20 protein-coding genes are annotated in these 20,829 nt (G+C 33.6%); 8 read left to right on the plus strand and 12 right to left on the minus strand.

Annotated elements, in window-relative coordinates; translation table 11 throughout:
- Window positions 1-4: 4 nt before the first annotated feature.
- Window positions 5-2,083, plus strand: a complete 2,079-nt coding sequence (locus tag BED47_RS10735; RefSeq protein ID WP_069033679.1) for a carbon starvation CstA family protein — start codon at window positions 5-7, stop codon at window positions 2,081-2,083.
- Entirely contained in the window at window positions 2,073-2,276 is a 204-nt protein-coding gene (locus BED47_RS10740) for a YbdD/YjiX family protein (protein WP_069033680.1), read from the plus strand. Before BED47_RS10735 ends, BED47_RS10740 begins: the two co-directional genes overlap by 11 nt.
- A gap of 66 nt (window positions 2,277-2,342) precedes the next feature.
- Here BED47_RS10740 and BED47_RS10745 read toward each other — a convergent pair whose 3' ends face one another.
- The 9 genes from BED47_RS10745 to queC form a co-directional block, all read right to left on the minus strand.
- Window positions 2,343-3,014 carry a YdeI/OmpD-associated family protein gene (locus BED47_RS10745; protein WP_069033681.1) on the minus strand — a complete coding sequence of 224 codons (672 nt, stop codon included), beginning with the start codon at window positions 3,012-3,014 and terminating at the stop codon, window positions 2,343-2,345.
- Window positions 3,015-3,125: 111 nt separating this feature from the next.
- The gene (locus tag BED47_RS10750) at window positions 3,126-5,069 is read right to left on the minus strand and encodes an FtsX-like permease family protein (protein WP_069033682.1); all 1,944 of its coding nucleotides are present in this window, start codon (window positions 5,067-5,069) and stop codon (window positions 3,126-3,128) included.
- Window positions 5,059-5,820 carry an ABC transporter ATP-binding protein gene (locus BED47_RS10755; protein WP_069033683.1) on the minus strand — a complete coding sequence of 254 codons (762 nt, stop codon included), beginning with the start codon at window positions 5,818-5,820 and terminating at the stop codon, window positions 5,059-5,061. The genes BED47_RS10750 and BED47_RS10755 overlap by 11 nt, the downstream gene beginning before the upstream one ends.
- 104 nt (window positions 5,821-5,924) lie before the next feature.
- A complete protein-coding gene (locus BED47_RS10760; protein WP_069033684.1) occupies window positions 5,925-6,929 on the minus strand; it encodes a sensor histidine kinase in 1,005 nt (334 codons plus the stop codon).
- Window positions 6,929-7,615 (minus strand): response regulator transcription factor, encoded by a 687-nt coding sequence (locus BED47_RS10765; protein ID WP_025568325.1) that lies wholly within the window; start codon window positions 7,613-7,615, stop codon window positions 6,929-6,931. Before BED47_RS10765 ends, BED47_RS10760 begins: the two co-directional genes overlap by 1 nt.
- Before the next feature lie 131 nt (window positions 7,616-7,746).
- The gene (gene queF, locus BED47_RS10770) at window positions 7,747-8,244 is read right to left on the minus strand and encodes a preQ(1) synthase (RefSeq protein ID WP_025568326.1); all 498 of its coding nucleotides are present in this window, start codon (window positions 8,242-8,244) and stop codon (window positions 7,747-7,749) included.
- A gap of 5 nt (window positions 8,245-8,249) precedes the next feature.
- A complete protein-coding gene (queE, locus tag BED47_RS10775; protein ID WP_025568327.1) occupies window positions 8,250-8,966 on the minus strand; it encodes a 7-carboxy-7-deazaguanine synthase QueE in 717 nt (238 codons plus the stop codon).
- Window positions 8,959-9,435 carry a 6-carboxytetrahydropterin synthase QueD gene (gene queD, locus BED47_RS10780; protein WP_025568328.1) on the minus strand — a complete coding sequence of 159 codons (477 nt, stop codon included), beginning with the start codon at window positions 9,433-9,435 and terminating at the stop codon, window positions 8,959-8,961. The genes queE and queD overlap by 8 nt, the downstream gene beginning before the upstream one ends.
- Entirely contained in the window at window positions 9,428-10,165 is a 738-nt protein-coding gene (gene queC, locus BED47_RS10785; RefSeq protein ID WP_353615549.1) for a 7-cyano-7-deazaguanine synthase QueC, read from the minus strand. Before queC ends, queD begins: the two co-directional genes overlap by 8 nt.
- A gap of 289 nt (window positions 10,166-10,454) precedes the next feature.
- On the opposite strand from queC, the gene pgaC reads away from it, so the two are divergent.
- The 4 genes from pgaC (at window position 10,455) to BED47_RS10805 (ending at window position 15,078) form a co-directional block, all read left to right on the plus strand.
- Complete coding sequence (gene pgaC / locus BED47_RS10790; protein ID WP_069033685.1) at window positions 10,455-11,690, plus strand: poly-beta-1,6-N-acetyl-D-glucosamine synthase; 1,236 nt, start codon at window positions 10,455-10,457, stop codon at window positions 11,688-11,690.
- The gene (locus BED47_RS10795) at window positions 11,651-12,115 is read left to right on the plus strand and encodes a hypothetical protein (protein ID WP_025568331.1); all 465 of its coding nucleotides are present in this window, start codon (window positions 11,651-11,653) and stop codon (window positions 12,113-12,115) included. The genes pgaC and BED47_RS10795 overlap by 40 nt, the downstream gene beginning before the upstream one ends.
- 1,121 nt (window positions 12,116-13,236) lie before the next feature.
- Window positions 13,237-14,466 carry a ParM/StbA family protein gene (locus BED47_RS10800; protein WP_025568332.1) on the plus strand — a complete coding sequence of 410 codons (1,230 nt, stop codon included), beginning with the start codon at window positions 13,237-13,239 and terminating at the stop codon, window positions 14,464-14,466.
- 9 nt (window positions 14,467-14,475) lie between these two features.
- Window positions 14,476-15,078, plus strand: coding sequence for a hypothetical protein (locus tag BED47_RS10805; RefSeq protein ID WP_069033686.1), 603 nt, complete (start codon window positions 14,476-14,478; stop codon window positions 15,076-15,078).
- Window positions 15,079-15,127: 49 nt separating this feature from the next.
- On the opposite strand, the gene BED47_RS10810 is transcribed toward BED47_RS10805, so the two are convergent.
- The 3 genes from BED47_RS10810 to BED47_RS10820 form a co-directional block, all read right to left on the minus strand.
- Window positions 15,128-15,541 carry a CBS domain-containing protein gene (locus BED47_RS10810; protein WP_025568334.1) on the minus strand — a complete coding sequence of 138 codons (414 nt, stop codon included), beginning with the start codon at window positions 15,539-15,541 and terminating at the stop codon, window positions 15,128-15,130.
- 200 nt (window positions 15,542-15,741) lie between these two features.
- The gene (locus BED47_RS10815; RefSeq protein WP_025568335.1) at window positions 15,742-16,650 is read right to left on the minus strand and encodes an EamA family transporter; all 909 of its coding nucleotides are present in this window, start codon (window positions 16,648-16,650) and stop codon (window positions 15,742-15,744) included.
- 149 nt (window positions 16,651-16,799) lie between these two features.
- On the minus strand, window positions 16,800-17,618 hold the full coding sequence (locus tag BED47_RS10820; protein WP_025568336.1) for a purine-nucleoside phosphorylase: 819 nt from the start codon (window positions 17,616-17,618) through the stop codon (window positions 16,800-16,802).
- Window positions 17,619-17,860: 242 nt separating this feature from the next.
- Here BED47_RS10820 and BED47_RS10825 point away from each other — a divergent pair, with 242 nt between their 5' ends.
- Together BED47_RS10825 and treP are read left to right on the plus strand one after the other, a co-directional pair.
- The gene (locus BED47_RS10825; RefSeq protein WP_069033687.1) at window positions 17,861-19,075 is read left to right on the plus strand and encodes an ROK family transcriptional regulator; all 1,215 of its coding nucleotides are present in this window, start codon (window positions 17,861-17,863) and stop codon (window positions 19,073-19,075) included.
- A 291-nt stretch (window positions 19,076-19,366) separates the two neighbouring features.
- Window positions 19,367-20,785, plus strand: coding sequence for a PTS system trehalose-specific EIIBC component (treP, locus tag BED47_RS10830; protein ID WP_025568338.1), 1,419 nt, complete (start codon window positions 19,367-19,369; stop codon window positions 20,783-20,785).
- Window positions 20,786-20,829 lie beyond the last annotated feature (44 nt).

A 20,829-nucleotide genomic window follows, 5' to 3' on the forward strand; every position in this document is an offset into this window, starting at 1 on the left:
TGTTGTGAAATCTTTAAAATCAATAGTAGTTTGGGGATTAATTTCAATACTTGGAGCTTTCTGTTTTTCTGTACTAGCTTTAAAAAGAGGGGAAACAATAAATGCAATTTGGCTCCTCACTGCGGCAGTTTGTACATATGCAGTGGCTTATCGTTTTTACAGTAAGTTTATTGCAGAAAAAGTATTTAAACTTGACGAAGATCGTAAAACACCTGCCGAAATTAATAATGATGGTAAAGACTTTGTACCAACGAATAAGTGGGTACTATTTGGTCATCATTTTGCAGCGATAGCAGGGGCTGGACCACTGGTTGGACCAATTTTAGCTGCGCAAATGGGTTATTTACCCGGAACGATTTGGATTATCGTAGGAGTTGTATTTGCAGGGGCAGTACAGGATTTTGTCATATTAGCTGCTTCGACACGTAGAAATGGTAAATCGCTTGGAGAAATGATTAAAGAAGAGATTGGTCCTATAACTGGGGTCATTGCGTTAATAGGTATATTAGGAATTATGGTTATTTTATTAGCTGTATTAGCACTTGTTGTAGTTAAAGCGCTCGCAGGAAGTCCTTGGGGAATGTTTACGATTGCAGCAACTATTCCAATCGCAATTTTCATGGGTATTTATATGCGATACATACGTCCTGGCCGAGTAGGAGAAGGGTCTTTTATTGGTGTTATTTTATTACTACTTTCATTATTTGCAGGACAATATGTAGCAGAAAGTCCAACATTAGCAGCAATGTTTACGTTTAAAGGAGAAACGATTGCGCTTATGTTAATTGGTTATGGGTTTATAGCATCAGTACTTCCAGTTTGGCTATTATTAGCTCCACGTGATTATTTAAGCACATTTTTAAAGGTTGGAACGATTTTAGCTTTAGCAATTGGCATTATTATTGTAGCACCAGACTTACAAATGCCGGCCGTTACAAAATTTATTGACGGAACAGGACCAGTATTTGCTGGAAATCTATTTCCGTTTTTATTTATAACAATTGCTTGTGGATCTGTATCTGGATTCCACTCATTAGTTGCTTCAGGAACTACACCAAAAATGATTGAACGTGAAACGCATGCACGTGCCATTGGTTATGGTGCTATGTTAACGGAGTCTTTTGTAGCAGTGATGGCTATGATTGCGGCATGTTTATTAACTCCAGGAGCATATTTTGCTATAAATAGCCCACCTGCCATAATTGGAACTGACGTAAATCAGGTGGCTCAAGTAGTTTCAAGCTGGGGCTTTACAATAGCTCCAAATGATTTGACTACACTAGCAAAGGATGTAGGGGAACAAACGATTCTTTCTCGTACTGGTGGGGCACCAACTTTAGCAATCGGCATGGCGGCACTCTTCTCTAAAGTAATCGGTGGTAAAACACTAATGGCTTTTTGGTATCATTTTGCTATTTTATTTGAAGCATTATTTATTTTAACAACAATTGATGCTGGAACTAGGATTGGACGTTATATGACGCAGGATATACTAGGCAATGTGTATAAGCCATTTGGAAAGACGGATTCACTTCCTGCAAATTTAATTGCGACAGCTATTTGCGTTTTCGGCTGGGGTTATTTCCTTTATCAAGGTGTTATTGATCCACTTGGAGGCATTAATACTTTATGGCCGTTATTCGGTATTGCAAATCAAATGCTTGCAGCGATTGCATTATTGCTAGGCACAACGATCTTGCTGAAAATGGGGAAAAAGGCATATGCATGGATTACATTAGTGCCAACAATTTGGATATTAATCGTCACAATGACAGCTGGTTGGCAAAAGCTGTTTCATGCATTACCAAAAATAGGGTTTTTAGCGCATGCTAAAGTATTTAAAGATGGTTTAGATGCTGGCAAAATCCTTGCACCAGCAGCTAGTAAAGCACAAATGAATCAAATAATTTTAAATGACTATATTGACGCAACAATTTGCGGATTATTTATGGTGATTGTGCTTTTAGTTCTAATTGCTTCGATTCGAAATTGGATAAATATATTGTCTAATAAACCGATAAAATTACATGAAACTCCATACATTAAACGCGAAGAAAGTGAACCGAAAAATTATGCACTATAAAGTGGAGGAGTTCAAAAAATATTATAAACAGTTTATTAGTTTATTAGTAGGAGTACCAAGCTATGAGAAATATGTTGAACATATGAAAACACAACACCCTGATCAACCAATTCAATCTAGAAAAGAGTTCTTTATCGAAGCGCAAGAGTCACGTTTTAATTCTAAAGGTGGTAAAGTTACTCGTTGTTGTTAAAGCAGATATATATAATCTAATAAGTAAACAAAATCCACAAGAAATAATCTTGTGGATTTTTTGCTTCTACTTTTTATCTCTACGATATAGATCCAGCGTTTTATATCCAGCACTTAAGACCATTTTCATTTCTTCACGTCTTTTTGCTTTCGTGGCTTCTTGCTTAGCGCTATAGACGTGTCTTGCCCAATCTTTACGATACCCAGGAGTTAGAGACTTATAGATCGTAAGTAATTCAGGAGAATCTTCTAAATCCTTTTCAACATTTGGAATCATATCAATATAATCATCTACACATTGACTTGCTTTCGATGAATTCGCAGCTATTGTTTTTGATTCATCTTTTAATCCAACAACTGTAAAGACGTCATCTAATCCAACCATACGAGCAAATTTAATTGTACTTGAACCAATATAGCCGCTTTCATCCGCACCTAATCCTTCGAATAAATCATCACGATGAATATAAGTCGAATATACTTTGTTTCCTTTTTTAGGATAGGCAATAAAAAGATACCCATTTTTATCTAAATAATGATTCTGGATAATCTTTGTGACTAGTTCTTTTAGCGAATCCATATCAAGTACAAAAGCAAATATCAGATCGTAAGGATGGTTTTGTAGATCCGTATCAAAATGTGGTAAATCCTCAAAATAATTTGCATCACTTGGTTGATTTAAAACTGTAGCTTTTTTATATTTTTTTAAGTTTAGCTTTTCAACAATGGTTTTAGTCATCCCGATCCACCTTTAAAGTAGTAAGTATAAGGCTATTATAAATCAAAATAAGTAAAAAAATAATAGAAGCCCAGTTTCGAGCTTCTATTATTTATTAGGTAGATTGTTAGTCTAAAGAGCTTCTTTAATTACTTTTTTATAATAAAGAACAGATAAAAGACCAAAGACCGAGTATAAAACAGCATATAAAACCATGACGATGATCATTGGTGTCCAGACTTCAGTACCGAATAAGAACCACCCAGATTGGACAGCAAAATAGCTATGAACTAGTCCGACTACTAATGGGATACCGAAATTAAATAATTGCTTAGAACGTATACCTCTTAATAGGTCTCTACGGGAGAAACCTAGTTTACGTAAAATAGTATAATTTGGCTTTTCATCAACACTTTCATCCATTTGTTTAAAGTATAAAATACATCCAGATGTCATTAAGAACGTTAATCCTAAAAATCCGACGATGAACATAATAAGTCCCATATTTGCTTTCTGACTTTTAACGATTTCAAGTCGAGAAGCATTAGGATAATTCTTATCAAATTGATGATCCATATAAATCGTATTTGCTTTTTCAATTTGTTTTTCATCACTTATATTAATTCCATTGTAAACAGTGGATTCTTTTTGAATGGATGAATCAAGATTCTGTTTTAATGTTTTATATACTTGATCATCTACAATGACAGTAGGAAATCCTCCATTTGTGAAGTAGGAAGGTATAATCTTTTCACGTTTTAAACCTAAATAGTTTAGATTAAATTTTTTCTTGCTGTTAGTTAATTCAATATGCCCTGAATCCTTTAAGGTCATAAATTTTTGAAGCATATCATCGTATCCAGTAAATAAGGCGTCATTTGAAGCAAGGTTTACTTTAACTGATTTTTCGCTTACTACCGCTAGTGGGAATTTGTTAGCATCCTTCATCATGCCTTTTAATTCTGTATCTAGTATATTGTTTATATTTGCATTAACTTGAATAACCTCAATCTGTTTTTCGTTATATTTAATACCATTTTCATTTAGAGCAGATGTGAAAGTTTGTAAATCCTTATTATTATTTAAGAAAAAGTTAGCAGGGACATGGCTCTCTGCAGTTTTTTCTGCAGAATAATAAGATATATAGCTTAAAGATAATAAGCCAATCGCTAGTGCTGAAACAGTTGTAATAATAGTTAATAATAAAGCATTAGACTTCATTCTAAACATAATTGAAGATAAAGAGAGAACATCATTAATATTTAAGTAGCCATTTTTCTTTTTACGAACGATATTTAAAATAAAACGAACCGAACTTTTATACACTAAATAAGTTCCAATAATGACTGACGCTAAAATATAGATCATGACCGAAAATAGTTCAGTCATAGTAGTAAAATCGCCATCAAATAATTTTGATGATAGAAAATAACCTGAGATTATTAATAAAATACCTAAAATTCCAATAGAAATCTCGAATATAGACATTTTTTTAAGCTTTCCTTCAGTCGATGAGACGACTCGGAATAAAGATAAAATAGTTTGTCGTTTAATAAAAGCATAATTCATTAACATAATGAACGCGTAAATTACGACAAAAACAATTAATGTCTGCACTAATGCTTGTGAAGAAAAATGTAAAGTAGCAATCGCTTTTACTCCGACGATTTTATATAAAATCATAATGATTAGCCTTGAAATCGAAAAACCTACTAAAATCCCAAGAACCAATGAACTAAAATATAGAATACAATTTTCAACTGTTAAAATACCGAAAATCCTGTTTTTAGTCATTCCAATTAATTGAAACAAACCAATTTCTTTACTTCTTCTTTTTATAAAAATCATGTTTGCATATAAAAGGAAAATCGAAACGATTGCGACAAGTAAAATCGACGCTGAGCGAATTGCTGCTGCTCCTTTGATCGAACCCTTTGTTGCTTCCATTGATGGGTCATACTGCAATGTAACAAATGAGAAGTATAAGGCAGCACTAAAAATTAATGCAAAAACATATAGATAATAGTTTTTTAAATTCTTTTTTAAATTTCGGAATATCAAATGATTAATGCTCATGGTGAACACCACCTAATACACCTTGGGTTTTCATAATATCTTTAAAGAAATTCTGTCTCGTTTCATCGCCTTTGTGTAGTTGTGAATAGATTTGTCCATCTTTAATAAAGACAACGCGATTGCAGAAGCTTGCTGCTACTGGATCATGTGTAACCATTACAATTGTCGCGTTTCTTTTCTCATTTAGTTCACTTAGTTTATTTAATAAATCTGAAGCAGATTTTGAATCCAAAGCGCCTGTAGGTTCATCTGCGAAAATAATACTAGGTTCATGAATAAATGCTCTAGCGGCTGAAGCACGCTGTTTTTGTCCTCCAGAGATTTCGTTAGGATACTTATCTTTTAATTCATAAATACCAAGCTCTTTAGCAATAACATCAAACTTTTGATTGGCTTCACTTGGTGACGTTTTTGTAATTGATAAAGGTAGAAGTATATTTTCCTTTACTGTTAATGTGTCTAGTAAGTTGTATTCCTGGAAAATAAATCCCAAATAGTATTTACGAAATTCTGCTAATTGTTTTTCTTTCATATCCGTTATATCTTTACCCTCAATTGCAATCGTTCCACTATTAATTTTATCGATCGAGGAAAGAACGTTTAGTAAAGTTGTTTTACCAGATCCAGACGGACCCATAATACTAACAAATTCACCTTTTTCGATGTTTATATTAATGCCACTTAACACTTCTTGTTTATTAAATTTATTTCCGTAACTTTTATGAATTTTATTTGCCTCTAAAATATTCAATTTGTACACTCCTTTATTTTCATTCGATAAGGTTAGTATAAATGGTTACCAAGACCGTTTCCTTTGATTAACCGAACAATAAACAAAAGCATGTGACAATTTTGTCACATGCCTGTTATTTTTACAAATTCATTTCGTTTAGGGAAGGTTAGCGTGAAAATTGAACCTTTATCTAACTCAGACTTTACTTGGAAAGTAATATGTAGTGACTGGGCAGCTTTCTTTGCTAAATATAACCCCATCCCTGTAGAGGCATTGTCTTGATGCTGAATCGTAGAAGTAAATCCTTTTTCGAAAATCCGTGGCAAATCTTTTGAATGAATACCACGACCAAAGTCTTCGATTTCAAGAATAACTTGTTCATTTTTTTGCTTACTTATAATCCGAATGTCTGAAGATGGACTATATTTCACGGCATTTGTTAATAGCTGTCGTATTATATAAGATAGCCATTTAGCATCACTGAATACTTCTAGCTCCTCTAATTCAATATCAAATCCAATCCCTTTATGTATACACCATGATTGCAAAGTTTTAATCTCTGGATAAATGACATCTTCAAGCTGAATTTTTTCGATATAAAGATCATTTTCAATAAAAGGTATTCTTTTTTTGTGTAGCTGTTGATCTAGTAATAGGTGAATACGTAGCCATTCATATGTTAAATTTGATTTCAACTTTTCATCATTCATACGATCAATCATTAAGTGCATTGCTGTTAAAGGTGTTTTTACTTCATGGATCCATGATAGGAGTTCATCTTTTTCTTGTTCTAAATAAGTTTGATTTTGAATAGCTATTTTTTTTAATAAGCTTGTTTGATTTGTTAAACTGTTTTCAACAATTTCTTCAAATGGACTATTAGATTCTTCAATTCCCGTCAAATCAAGGTTATCCTCACGTTCAACAAGACTTTTATAAAATTTTATTTCTTTAGGATATCGAATGACTAAAAAAATGATAAACAATAATAGTGATAGAAAGACAATATAAAGTAATGATTTTAAAGGAATTGACGAATCAATAAATGAAACAAATACAATGAGTACTTGTGTTAGTAGGAAAAAAAGAATCCAACTTAATCGCTCAATTAGAAATGTTTTTATCATTAAACGACCTCTTCTAATGCAATATAACCTTGGCCAACCTTTGTTTCAATAAATTGTCCTAATCCTATTTCATCTAGTCTTTTACGCAATCGATTCACGTTTACTGTTAAAGTGTTATCACTAATAAATCGTTTATCGTCCCAAAGTGCATTTATTAATTCCTCACGACTTACGATTTTATTTTTTTGTTCAATTAGCAGTTTTAAAATATAGATCTCATTCTTTGTAAGTTCAATTGCACCAGTTTTATTCGATACGGTATTTTTTTCATAGTCGACGGTTGCACCACACCACGTTTTAAGAGCAATTTTTTCGGTATTGTAATTATATACGCGTCTAAGAGTAGCCTGGATTTTCGCAATTAGTACATCAAAATGGAATGGCTTTTGTATAAAATCATCTGCTCCAAGTTGCATCGACATGACCATATCCGAGGGGTGATCTCTTGAAGAGAGAAAGATAATAGGGACATTTGAATGGGAACGAATCATACGACACCAATGGAAACCATCGTATTTTGGTAGTTGTATATCAATGATGACTAAATCTGGTTTTATCTCTGTAAACTCTTGAATTACCTTACTAAAATCTGTTATTCCAAATACCTCGTAAGACCATCCAGATAAGCGATCTTTAATCTCAGTGAATAAAGAAGAATCATCTTCAATGAGTAATAGTTTAAACAAATGGTTTCACCACACTTTTTATTTACTTTCCATTAATTGTAAAATAAAAACAAATTAAGTGCTATAAACGAATATAGTATTTACCTGAATAAAAAAAGTACACTGTATTTTATACAGTGCACCTTTAGTTCTTATCGATTATCTATTTTCTCAGGGTATAAATCATGGTTCATCATACGGTGTTCAGCCATTTTTTCGTATTTTGTGCCTGGTCGACCATAGTTACAATATGGGTCAATTGAAATTCCGCCACGTGGAGTGAATTTCCCCCAGACCTCAATATAACGAGGATCCATTAATTTGATTAGATCATCCATAATAATATTCATGCAATCCTCATGGAAGTCACCATGATTACGGAAGCTAAAGAAGTATAATTTTAATGATTTACTTTCAACCATTTTTTGTTCAGGTATATAGCTGATATAAATTGTCGCAAAATCAGGTTGACCAGTTTTTGGACAAAGTGAAGTAAATTCTGGGAAATTAAATTTTACGAAATAATCACGATCTGGATGAGTATTATCAAATGTTTCTAATATTCCTGGATCATATTCAAATAAATATTTTGTGTTGTTGCTGCCAAGTAATGATACTTCTTCTAGTGAACCTTTTGATCTTCCTACCATTTTGGTTAAACTCCTCTCTTATTTCCCCAAACAAATGCATGTAATTGAGGTAAAACTTTTACATTTTTAAATACGTTTGATTTCATTGCTTCATCTATAAGCCATTCGTAACGTTTTAACATGTATTGTAATAAGGTGCTATCATCTGCATTTAGCCAACTATTTCCGACTTGTAAAAAGAACGGAACATGTGGGAATTTTTGATGAACAGTTTCTGCATAAGCTAAATCTTTTTCATCAAAAATAACAACTTTTAAGCAAAACTTTGGATGATTTTCTAAATTTTGAATAATGCTTCCTAGCATATCAAAATCAGTATTCATGCCACTGCTAGGCGGTTTAGGCGATAAAGTAACTTCATCAATAGAAGGTAACCATGGTTGCCACTTACTACCTTGAGTTTCAAGAGCTAAAGTCATATTCTTTTCCTTTAAAAACTCAACTACAGGGCCTAAAGATGGAAGTAAGGCAGGGTTTCCACCAGAAATTGTAATATGAGAGAATGTATCGCCGCCTATGTTGGTTAAATTCTTCCAAACTTCTTCCGCGGTCATCCATTTTATATTTTCTTTTTCACTACCATCCCAAGTGAACGAAGAATCGCACCAACTACAGGAGTAATCACAACCCGCAGTACGTATAAACATCGTTTTTTGACCGATTGCCATCCCTTCACCTTGTACAGTAGGTCCGAATATTTCAAGTACCGGAATTTTACTCATTGATCATCCACTCCCTACGAGCTTCTGCGTAGCAAGTAGGCGTTTCAAATAAACGAACAAACTCTACTCGAATATCTTGTGCAGGATTTGTATGATCCTTAAGTGCATTTTCCATTTGCTCATAAATCCAAACAACCATATTTTCGGCTGTGGTATTCATCGGAGGTAGCATCTCATTTAAATAACGGTGATCTAAATAGATTTCAATTTTTTCCTTCCAAATCTGTTTAATATCACCAAAATCGATCACTAAGCCAATTTCATCAACAAAACCACTAATTCCAAAAATAACTTTATATGTGTGTCCGTGTAAATTCTTACATTTACCTTCGTAGCAATGTAAGTGATGTGCAGCATCAAAGGTAAACTCTTTATTAACGAGAACTCGTCTATTGTGATATTTTAAATCTTCTTTTTTTATATGTTCATCAATTTTATGAAGTCTTTCTACGATACGAAAATCAAACATTCTTTGCTGCTCCCTTCGATTGTAGGTAACGATCTAAACCAGCCTGACGAAGCTCACATGCCGGACATTCTCCACAACCATCAGAAATAATGCCGTTATAGCAAGTTAATGTTTTATTTTTTACATATTCAAATGCACCTAAATCATCAGCTAGTTTCCATGTGTCAGCCTTATCGATCCACATAAGTGGAGTATGAATAACAAATGGATAATCCATTGATAGATTAAGAGTTACGTTTAATGATTTAACAAAGATATCTCGGCAGTCAGGGTATCCGCTAAAGTCAGTCTCACAAACACCTGTAATAATGTGCTTTGCTCCTTTTTGTTTAGCAAGTACTGCTGCAAAAGAAAGGAATAATAAGTTACGTCCATCGACGAATGTAGAAGGAAGCTCTCCTTCTTCGTGAGTTATATCAATATCTGATCTTGTTAAAGCATTTGGTGCAAGCTGATTTAACAAGGACATATCAAGGATATGGTGAGGAATATTTAATTCCTTACAAATATCTGCAGCTACATCTAATTCTAGTTTATGGCGCTGATTGTAGTTAAACGTAACCGCCTCAACTTCGCCAAAGTTTTGCATAGCCCAGAATAAACAAGTAGTACTGTCTTGGCCACCACTAAATACAACGATTGCTTTTTCATTTTTCATATTTCTTCTCTCCTTTGCATGATTAAAAAGAAGAGGGCATCCCGAATAACAAAAATAAAAACAATACGACAAATATTGTTTTTCGCCTTATTTTTTTGTAGAGGGGAGTTTGCGACCTCTACCATAAGCAATAAAACTTATGGATTTTTCTATTAAATTTTCTATCTATTAAATTGTACTAGAGAAGTACAATCATAATTCCCATTATAATCGTTTCATGTTAAAAGAACAAAAACTTTTGTAAGAAAGTAAAAAATTACATATATGGGTTAGAAATATACTGTTAATTTATGTGTAATTGCTGATACTAGTCTTTATATATGAGTTGCATGATTGAATTTAGTAAATTAGGTGATTAAAATTGAACAAATTCATAAGCCTTTTGTCGGAGTTTGTATTTTGGTATCCATTGGTTATGTCTTTATTTTGGGTGGCTGGATCCAGTCTATTTTTCCGATACCGAGAAAAAGGAAAAGATGTAAATTTTGAAGGGATTGATTGGCCGTTAATTAGCATCTTAATACCTTGTTATAACGAAGAGGAAACAATTGAGGAGACGATTCAATATTTAGTGGAACTCGATTATCCATTAAAAGAAATCATTGCTGTAAACGATGGCAGTAAGGATTCAACCTTTAAAATTTTAGAAAAAATGGCAAATAAACATCGAGAGGTCAAAGCAATTGATTGTAGAGAAAATAGGGGGAAAGCAAATGCGCTACATATTGCTTGCCATGCATCAAAAGGGGAGTTTTTAGTTTGTATAGATTCGGATGCCATTTTAGCGCCTAAAGCTGCACAGTATCTTATTTATCATTTTCTACATAGTGGGGAAAGATTAGGTGCCGTAACAGGAAATCCAAGAATTCGAAATCGCGATACCCTACTGAGTAGATTACAAATAGTAGAATATTCTTCTATCATTGGGGCCATAAAAAGAACCCAAAGAATGCTCGGTAAAATTATGACGGTATCAGGGGTAGTCGTTGCATTTCGAAAAAAAGCACTTGTAGATGTAGGATTATGGGACCGCGACATGATTACAGAAGATATCGCAGTATCCTGGAAGCTACAAGAAAGATTTTGGGATATTCGCTATGAACCTCGTGCACTTTGCTGGATGTTAGTTCCAGAAACTTTAAAAGGAATTTGGAACCAAAGAATTCGTTGGGCACAGGGTGGACAAGAGGTAATTATGCGGTATTGGCATTTATTATTGGACTTTCGGCATAGAAGGATCTGGCCGATCTACCTTGAACAATGGGTTAGTTTAATCTGGTCATTTTCTTGGGTATTCGTGACAATTTACTATTTAATAACTGCTAACAGTGTACAAGAACTAATCATATGGATGACTTTTTCTTCTTTCTCACTTGTTTTCATGAGTCTTATTCAGCTTTGGATGTCGATAAGATTAGATTCAACATACGATAACATAAAAAAATATTACTTGTGGGCCGCATGGTATCCAGTTATTTATTGGGTTTTAAATGCAATGATTGTAATGTTTGCATTACCTAAAGCAATTAAATCAAGAATAAAAGGTGGTTATGCAACATGGACAAGCCCAGACAGGGGAAACAGGAAACTGGAGTAATCGTTCATTCAAAGAAAAATTGGCTGAGTGAAGTAATGATTACAATTACAACATTGGTAGTTTGGATCTATTGCATAATTGTAATTGCTTTTTTCATTAGTTCGCTAACAAATTACAATAATCGATATATAAATATAATAAAGTCCTATTTTAAAATGACAAATCATGACATACGTTTTTTTATTTTATTTACAATCCTTTTGTGGATCGTTTTTTATTTTGGTCTTTTAAGTTGGAAATTTTATAATCTAAAAAGATTTGGATCATTACGAAGAAGGTCATATCCAAAATTTACAACAAAGGAGGACTTATTAAATTTAAAGCTTATGTCCGAAGAGGATTACAATAAATTACAGAATTCAAAAATTATCATCTTTGAGAAAAATCCTATTCAAGGGTTAGTTAATCAGAATAAAAATAAGTAATCCACATGTGGATATTTTTAATCAAGGGACTTATCCACAAACTGACAGGTAGAAGTAATCTGCCTGTTTTTTAATTTTTAGAGGAAAACCGTTTATAGAGAGTTGTACACAAGTTTGTACACAAGAATACATTTTGTAAACAATTGTATACGATTAAGTATACTTGTCCACAAAGTTGTACACTTTTATTTCTTAAAAAATCTCAGAAGTAGGAAACACGCATTTTAAAAATAATTCTAGAGAAAACGAAATGTAGACATAACTGTACTCATGTACACATTTATGTAAACAGTTGTACACAAAAAAGTAAACTTTACATTCTGTCGAAAAAAGGATACCTATCTAATATTTCTTCATTATTTTTTATATAAAGGATGAGTGTCTTCTGTGGGGGGAGACTTGAGCCTTACCGTCACATTAACCAGAGACTGAAATGGATCTCAACTTTACCGCATTCCCTAAAGGATTCGAGTACTCTTGGCTGAGCATGAACTTCTTCATAAAAAAATTTAATTTAAAAAAACATCTAAAATAATTATAACTATGAAGAATTGCCTTTTAATAAACGAAGCACACTTAATATTCGATCTCGAGTTACACATCACACATCTATACAAGCATAGTAAACATGTTAATATTTTGAGGCTCTGGAAAAGGCGCCGGCAGTTATGTTTGCATTTAGTTTGAGAATTTAATTTCAGTATGTTGTTCAAAAAAATATTACCAACAAAAATCACTACTTAATCAAAGAAGTTCTCTTAGTGTTCTTACCTTCAATATTTGCTCTAATATAGCTCATCTTATTGGTTTAAAATATCTAATTTTTATAGTTCTCAGAGGTAGAAAACAATCGTCCTAAAATAAGTTTAGAAAAGAGAGAGTTGTATACATTTTTGTATACAAGTACACGTTTTTGTACACAAATGTATACAGATTTGTAAACATGTATACATTTGTGTAAACGAATAATGTGTTTACGATTTTGTATACAAGATGACAATTCGTTTACATTTATATAATACTTACAAATGATGATTGACCGGTTATCTAAAGTTAGATACGATTTTAGTAGAACTACAAGTAAGACTATAAATCTATTAATAATGAAAGGGATGATTTATATGGTAAATGCTCGTATAGCTGCTATTGATGTTGGAAACGATTCACTCAAAGGAATTTTTGGGAAGATGGAAGCTGAGATTAATATTCCTAATATTATTGCTAGGGATACAGAAGATCGTCCAATCATTGGTATAGAGGAACTAGACAACCAAGATCCAGTTGATGGAATACATATTCGCGTTCACTCTCCTACGTTAAAAGAGAATAATACTGTTTACCGAGTAGGTAACTTAGCAACAAAAAGTAGTAATGCAACTGAATTAGATCCTGGAAGTAATAAGTCTGAAGAAGATCAAACACTTATTATGTTATTTGCAGCGTTAGCATTAGATGCAGCAAGAGAAGAAAATAAACAAGTAGTAAAGAACTCTAACAATGTAATTGAGGTAACATACGTACTAGGAACTGGCCTTCCACTTAGAGAAGTAAAGGAAGGGAAGGATGTCGGTTATCGATCGCGTTTACTAGGTTCAGTTCACCAAGTAGAGTTTTTAGTAACGCCTAGATATCAAGGATTAAAAGTTAATATTAAATTTGAAGATGTTAAAGTTTACCCTGAAGGATTTGCCGCTTTTATCAATCTAGTTATGGATAATCATTTAAACATAATTAACAAAGATCTTATTGATAAAAAAATCCTTATTCAAGACATCGGTGGATTATCAACTGATATCGCTGTCATTAGAAATAGGAAGGTAGATGACGATAAAGCTCAAGGCTTTAATCTTGGAGTAGCAGAATCACTAGAAGCAATTCGTGAAGAGATTCGTTCTAGACATGGCGTTGAACTCGATAGCCGTAGAGATGTAGTAGAAATTATTACTAAGAAAAGTGACCGAAATCATATTTATGTTAAAGGTAGTCGGACAAGCGTTCATGATATTGTAGACCGAATTTTATTGGAATTAGCAAAAAAACAGTATCGTCATTTAAGAAATATTTGGCAGAAAAACTCTCAAACTGAAATATGCTATTTCATCGGTGGAGGTTCCCTAATCTTAAAGGATTATCTTAAGACACTAAATAACAACTTAGATGGTTATAATATTGATTTCTTTGAAGATGAGAAGGAAAGTATCTGGATGATGGCGAATGCTTATTATAAACTAATTGCCGATTTTGAAATAAAAAGAATAAGAGAATCCCGTAGAGAAGCAAATCAAAATCAAAATCAAAGGGAAGCACAACAAACTCAAAAAGAAGAACAAAAAATGTCTAAAGTAAAATAAGGTGATTCCATGAAGGAAAAAGAATTGACGAGGGGACAACCTATTACATTTCGTATCCCTTCCGATACGCCTGATCAGATCATAAAACATTTGCAACAGCTTAAGCAAAGCGAAAGGCGAAACTTTTCAAGTAAGATTGCTGAGTACGTAATAAGCGGAATTAATGACTCGTTATCAAAGCAAAGGCAAACAATAACGATTCCACTTCCTAAAAGCCTAGATAAAGCTCAAAGAGATTGGTTAAAACATGAACATTCTGAGGCATTATTAGGAAGTATTGTGTACCAACTATTATCCAATCCAATTCGAACTGCTTCTCTGATTACATCGTTAAATAGTAATAGTCTAGCGATTGAAGAAGCTCTATATCTTCAAGAAGAAATAAATGAGCTAGAGCCAGAATTGGAACCCGTTCAGACAGAAATACGTACAAGCGAACGGAATGCAACAAAATTAGGTAATATTGGAAGAAAAGCCGATCGTGATGATGATTTAGATAACTTTAATTGGGAAGTTGCAAGCAAAAATGAAATCTCTGCAGCTGAAGAAGAAATAGAAGAGGAAGATATGGATAGTCTCCTCGGAGATTTTCTTTCACAAATGAATAAATAAGAAATCATAAAAGGGACCGAGTAGATACGGTCCCTTTGTTCATTTTTAATTATTTAATATCGTTCTGAGAGATTTGTGACAATGCTTCGCCAGCACTTTCGTCTGATTGTTCTTGTACAGCTAAATCTCCAAGTGAAAGCATTCCAACAAGGTTGCCGTTTTCTACGACTGGCAATCTTCTAATTTGATGCTGTGCCATTAAACTCGACGCTTCTTGAAGACTGGCATTACAATCAATCGTCACAATGTCATTGGACATTACTTGAGAAGCATTTGCGTTGCCATTTTGACCAATTCCACGTAAAGCTAAGTCACGATCTGTAATCATTCCAACTACTTGTCCATTTTCAACAACTGGAATTGCTCCAACATTTAAGCTTTCCATTTTACTTGCTACTGATTGTAAAGAATCTTGATTTGAACAACATTCAACATTACTTGACATTACGTCTCTTACTTTCATAAAAACACCTCCATAAAAATAACAAAGATATTACTGTGAATATCTTTGTTTGTAGACAAATCCAAAAAATCGATTTTCAATTGCAAGCGATTTGCGAGCCATCTGAAATATTATTTGAAATATCCATTTAATTATTCGGAGCATTAGCAGATATATGTTGCATAATGTATTTTTACGAGTTTAATGTAAGAATAATTTTTTTATGCTGATTGAAGTGACTTTCTTTTAAGGAATTCAGGTAAAACGATACCGATTAAAATTAAAATGATGCCAAAATATTGTGGAGCTCCAACCGTTTCCTTTAATACAATCGCTGACATTAATGTAGCTGTCGGTAACTCTGCTGCCCCTAAGATAGAGGCAAGACCAGAACCAGTTAAAGGAACGCCTTTTGAAAACATTAAAGTAGAGAAAAATGGACCTAGAAAGCCAAGGATCAGTCCGTACTTTAATGAAAGTTCTGCAAATAAGTGCCAATTTGTGAAAAATGTAGGTGGGAGGAAGATAGCACAAATTATAAACCCGCCAGTAATCATTAATGCTGTTTTTGTTATTGGGTTTGCTTTTAAAGCGATTCTACCGCTAAGTAATATAAAAGTACTGTACGAAACCGCGGACAACGCCCCAAATAAAACTCCTAACCAATTCAATGAACCAATACCATCGGTTAAAACATTTGTCGCAAAGATCGTGCCGATAACGAGAGGAATCAATGAGAGCAATTTACTTTTTTCAGGAAGTTTTCGATTGACTACTGATTCTAATAAAACGCCAATCCAAGTGAATTGGAACAACAGCACGATTGCTAATGATGCAGTAATATATTGTAAAGCCAAATAATAAAACATCCCTGTTAAACCAGTAGTAGACCCTAATACAACAAGTAATAAAACATCCTTCTTTGTAGGCTTTAAATATTGTTCATTGTTTGATTTAGCGGATCTACTTTTATTAAAAAGTACGATGGACCATAACAATATAGCTCCAACAAACATTTGCATACCAACTACATCATTTACAATAAAACCATCACCATAAGCCAATTTTACAAAGGTAGACAAAACGCCATAACAAACAGAACCGATAATAATATAGAGTATGCCTTTCAAAATAACACCTCTTCCTAATAAAAAGAAGTAAAGAGGAAAGACCTCTTTACTCATATCTAATTTCATATTTTGCACGGACTAGTTCGGTGAGATATTTCTCCGGTAATAACTCCCCCCAGAGCTACTCACACGTTACTCCGTATTTCAAATTACATTTCTTCTAAAATGCCCTTAACTAAGTTAACGAATTTCGTTCTAACCATGCTTGCTACTTCGATTACTTCTTCGTGGTTTAATGGTTGGTCTAGGATGCCACAAGCCATGTTTGTTAGGCAAGAGATTCCTAAAACTTTCATACTTCCGTGAACAGCTACGATTGCTTCCGGAACTGTTGACATCCCAACAGAATCAGCACCAAGTGTACGGATCATACGGATTTCAGCAGGTGTTTCGTATGAAGGGCCACTCCACCAAGCATATACACCTTGTTGTAATTTTAGATCTTGTTTCGCAGCAACATTTAATGCAAGGCTACGTAATTCTTTGTTATATACTTCAGAAACATCAGGGAAGCGAGTTCCTAATTCTGGGTTATTTGGTCCAATTAAAGGATTTGTTCCAACTAAATTAATATGATCTGTAATTAACATTAAATCGCCTGGATTAAAGCTAGTGTTAACAGCGCCACAAGCGTTTGTTACGATTAATTTTTCTACTCCAAGTGCTTTCATTACACGGACAGGGAACGTTACCTCATCTAAAGTAAAGCCTTCATAATAATGGAAACGGCCTTTCATTGCTACCACAGCTTGGCCTTTTAATTCACCGATTACTAATTCATTTGCGTGTCCAACTGCTTCAGACTTTGCAAAATGAGGAATTTCACTGTAAGGAATTACAACAGAGTTTTCGATTTCATCTGCAAGAGTACCTAAGCCAGAACCTAATATTAATCCAACCGTTGGACGGTAGTTTGTTTTACTTAATATAAAATCTCTTGTTTCTAAAATATGTTCAGTTTTATGCATTTATTTTTCCTCCTAAAATGAGCGATAGGGATTGTGATAAGAATTCTAATTAATAATAGTGCTTTCACCATAAGTCTAAAGGATAAATCCTTACTTGTAAACAGACTAAAAATCATTTTGGTAAAAAGTTTGTTCTTTTTTATAAAAAAGCTATAAATATAGTGTATAAATCGCTATACTTAATTCATAAAATATAAAAAGTTAAGTGGAAGTAAAATATGATTAGGGTTTTGGAGGAGTCAATGATCAGGCAATTTATAGGCTATCAGTCGCCTAAAATCAAAAGTTTAAAGCTTTTATATAGCTTAGTACGAAAATTAGGACCAATTAAAGTTAGTACATTAACTGAAATGACAGGGTATAAGCATACTACTTGTGTTCGGTTATTAGATGAATTAGTACAGGAAGGACTTATATACGACAGTGGATTAGGGGTCTCTAGCGGTGGAAGGAGACCAGCAATGTATGTAATTAACCCAACTGCATTCTATTTAATCGGTGTCGAAATCACGAATTTATTTACAACAGTTCTACTGCTTGATTTAAAACTAACAATTGTCGAATCAAAAAAATTAAAAATGAGCAACGTAAGTACTGGAGAATATACTTTAAATTTTGTAACCAAAAGTGTAAGAGAATTATTAGATCAAAATAAGATTAATAAAGACCAATTATTAGGAATAGGCATTGGAGTGTTAGACCCAATTGATCAAGAAAAGGGCGTAATGATTAAATCGGGATCATTTTTAGCAGATGGATGGGACGATTTAAATATTGTTAGGCACTTAGAAAAGGCCAATCATTGCCCAGTATTCCTAAATAACGGCACAAATTTAGCCGCCCTAGCAGAGTACAGACTAAATTTCAGTAAAGAAAACGAAAATATTGTTTTTGTTTCGAGTGATATGGGAATACGTTGTGGAATTATTCAACAAGGTAAATTAATAAGTAACAAGAACGAAATGGACGATGCATTTGGACATATGATCATTGATATTCATGGAAAACTTTGTTCATGTGGTTCATATGGTTGTCTACAAGCGTACAGTAGTTTACCTGCGATTCGAGAAGAGGTGATCAAACGTGTTAAGCGCGGCGAGATTACTTCTTTGATGGGTGAATTAAACGATGTCGAAAATATTAGCTATCATCAAATTCTTGAAGCTTTAGAGAAGGAAGATCCACTTTGTTTAGAGGTCATAAAAGAGGCGGCTAATTACTTTGGAATGGGACTGACAAATCTAATTTATATCGTACGCCCTGATATTGTAATTTGTGGAGGTACATTAGTTCCAAAGCCATTATTCTTTGATGTAGCATGCGAAACTGCACAAGGAAGATTGAAAAATTACCCAAACAGTCCTGTTCAAATCATTAAATCATCAACAGCGTATAATATCGTTGCACAAGGAGCTGGATGTATTGTATTTGATCACTTTACAGAGGAAACTATGTAATAAAAGCTAAAAACCGTTAATGCTCTACCTGGGAACAGATAGAGGTTAACGGTTTTTTTATCAACTTTTATATTTTTATATAAATGAAATTTTAATCCGTATGTGTTAGCAATCATACCGTTTTCATTAAACTAGTAAACTGATTTGCGATTTCCATGGAAATTATTAAGATTTGAGAACGTTTACAAAAAACGCTTGCAATCCTGTACGTACAAGAATATACTAATCTTGTACGTACAGGATAAATTTAAAATTTATAAATAAATAATAGATGCTCGAGGAGGGGATAGCATGAGCCGATTTAGTGATGAAGCAAAACAATTACTTCAGTACATTGGTGGTAAAGAAAATATCGCTACAGTAACTCATTGTGCAACACGAATGCGTTTTGTGCTGAAAGACGTTAAAAAAGCTGATGAAAAAATGATTCAAGAAATTAAAATAGTTAAAGGTACTTTTACGCAAGCCGGGCAATTTCAAGTAATTATCGGTAATGAAGTATCTATTTTTTATAATGAATTTGTAAAATTAGCTGGGGTAGAGGAAACTTCAAAAGATGAAGCTAAAATAGCTGCTAGGCAAAATATGACATGGATTCAAAGACTACTTGCTCACTTAGCGGAAATCTTTTCACCATTAATTCCAGCCATTGTTGTAGGGGGTCTAATCTTAGGATTCCGTAACATAATTGGCGATATTAAACTACTAGATCATGGTACAAAAACACTTGTTGAAACCTCTCAATTTTGGGCAGGTACACATTCTTTTTTATGGTTGATCGGTGAAGCCATTTTTCATTTCTTACCAGTTGGTATTACATGGTCAATTACAAAGAAAATGGGTACTACTCAAATTCTGGGGATTGTTTTAGGTATTACACTTGTTTCACCACAGCTACTAAATGCATACGCAGTAGCAGGTGGTGCTGTACCACCAGTTTGGGACTTTGGTTTTGCTAAAATCGATATGATTGGTTATCAAGCGCAAGTTATTCCAGCTATTTTAGCCGGTTTCACTTTAGCGATTTTAGAGACAAACATTCGAAAAATCGTTCCAAGTGCAATTTCAATGATTGTAGTACCGTTCTTTGCGCTAGTACCAACAGTGTTAATTGCACATGTAGTATTAGGTCCAATTGGTTGGAAAATCGGTTCAGCTATCTCACATGTAGTTTATTCAGGATTAACTTCTTCATTTGGATGGTTATTTGCCTTAGTTTTTGGATTCTTCTATGCACCACTAGTTATAACTGGATTGCATCATATGACTAACGCAATCGATCTTCAACTAATGAGTCAGCTTCACGGGACGAATCTTTGGCCGATGATTGCTTTATCAAATATCGCACAAGGCTCAGCTGTTTTAGCAATCCTTTACTTAAATAGAAAGAATGAAGAAGAAAAGCAAGTATCAATTCCTGCTGCTATCTCTTGTTTCTTAGGGGTAACAGAACCAGCAATGTTTGGTATTAACTTAAAGTATGCTTATCCATTCTTAGCTGCCATGATTGGCTCGGGTATTGCTGCTATTGTTTCAGTTGGTACAGGTGTAATGGCGAATTCAATTGGTGTTGGAGGTCTTCCAGCAATTTTATCTATTCAGCCAAAACATATTGGAATGTTTTCAATCGCTATGCTAGTTGCAGTCGTTGTCCCATTCACTTTAACGATTATCTTTAACAAGAAAAAACTGCTAGTGAAAAACTCATAATTATTTAAGGGGAAGGAAATTTATTTTCCTTCCTTTCGAATTTA

Origin of the sequence: Gottfriedia luciferensis, assembly GCF_001712755.1 — a bacterium.
Taxonomy (GTDB): domain Bacteria; phylum Bacillota; class Bacilli; order Bacillales; family Bacillaceae_G; genus Gottfriedia; species Gottfriedia luciferensis_B.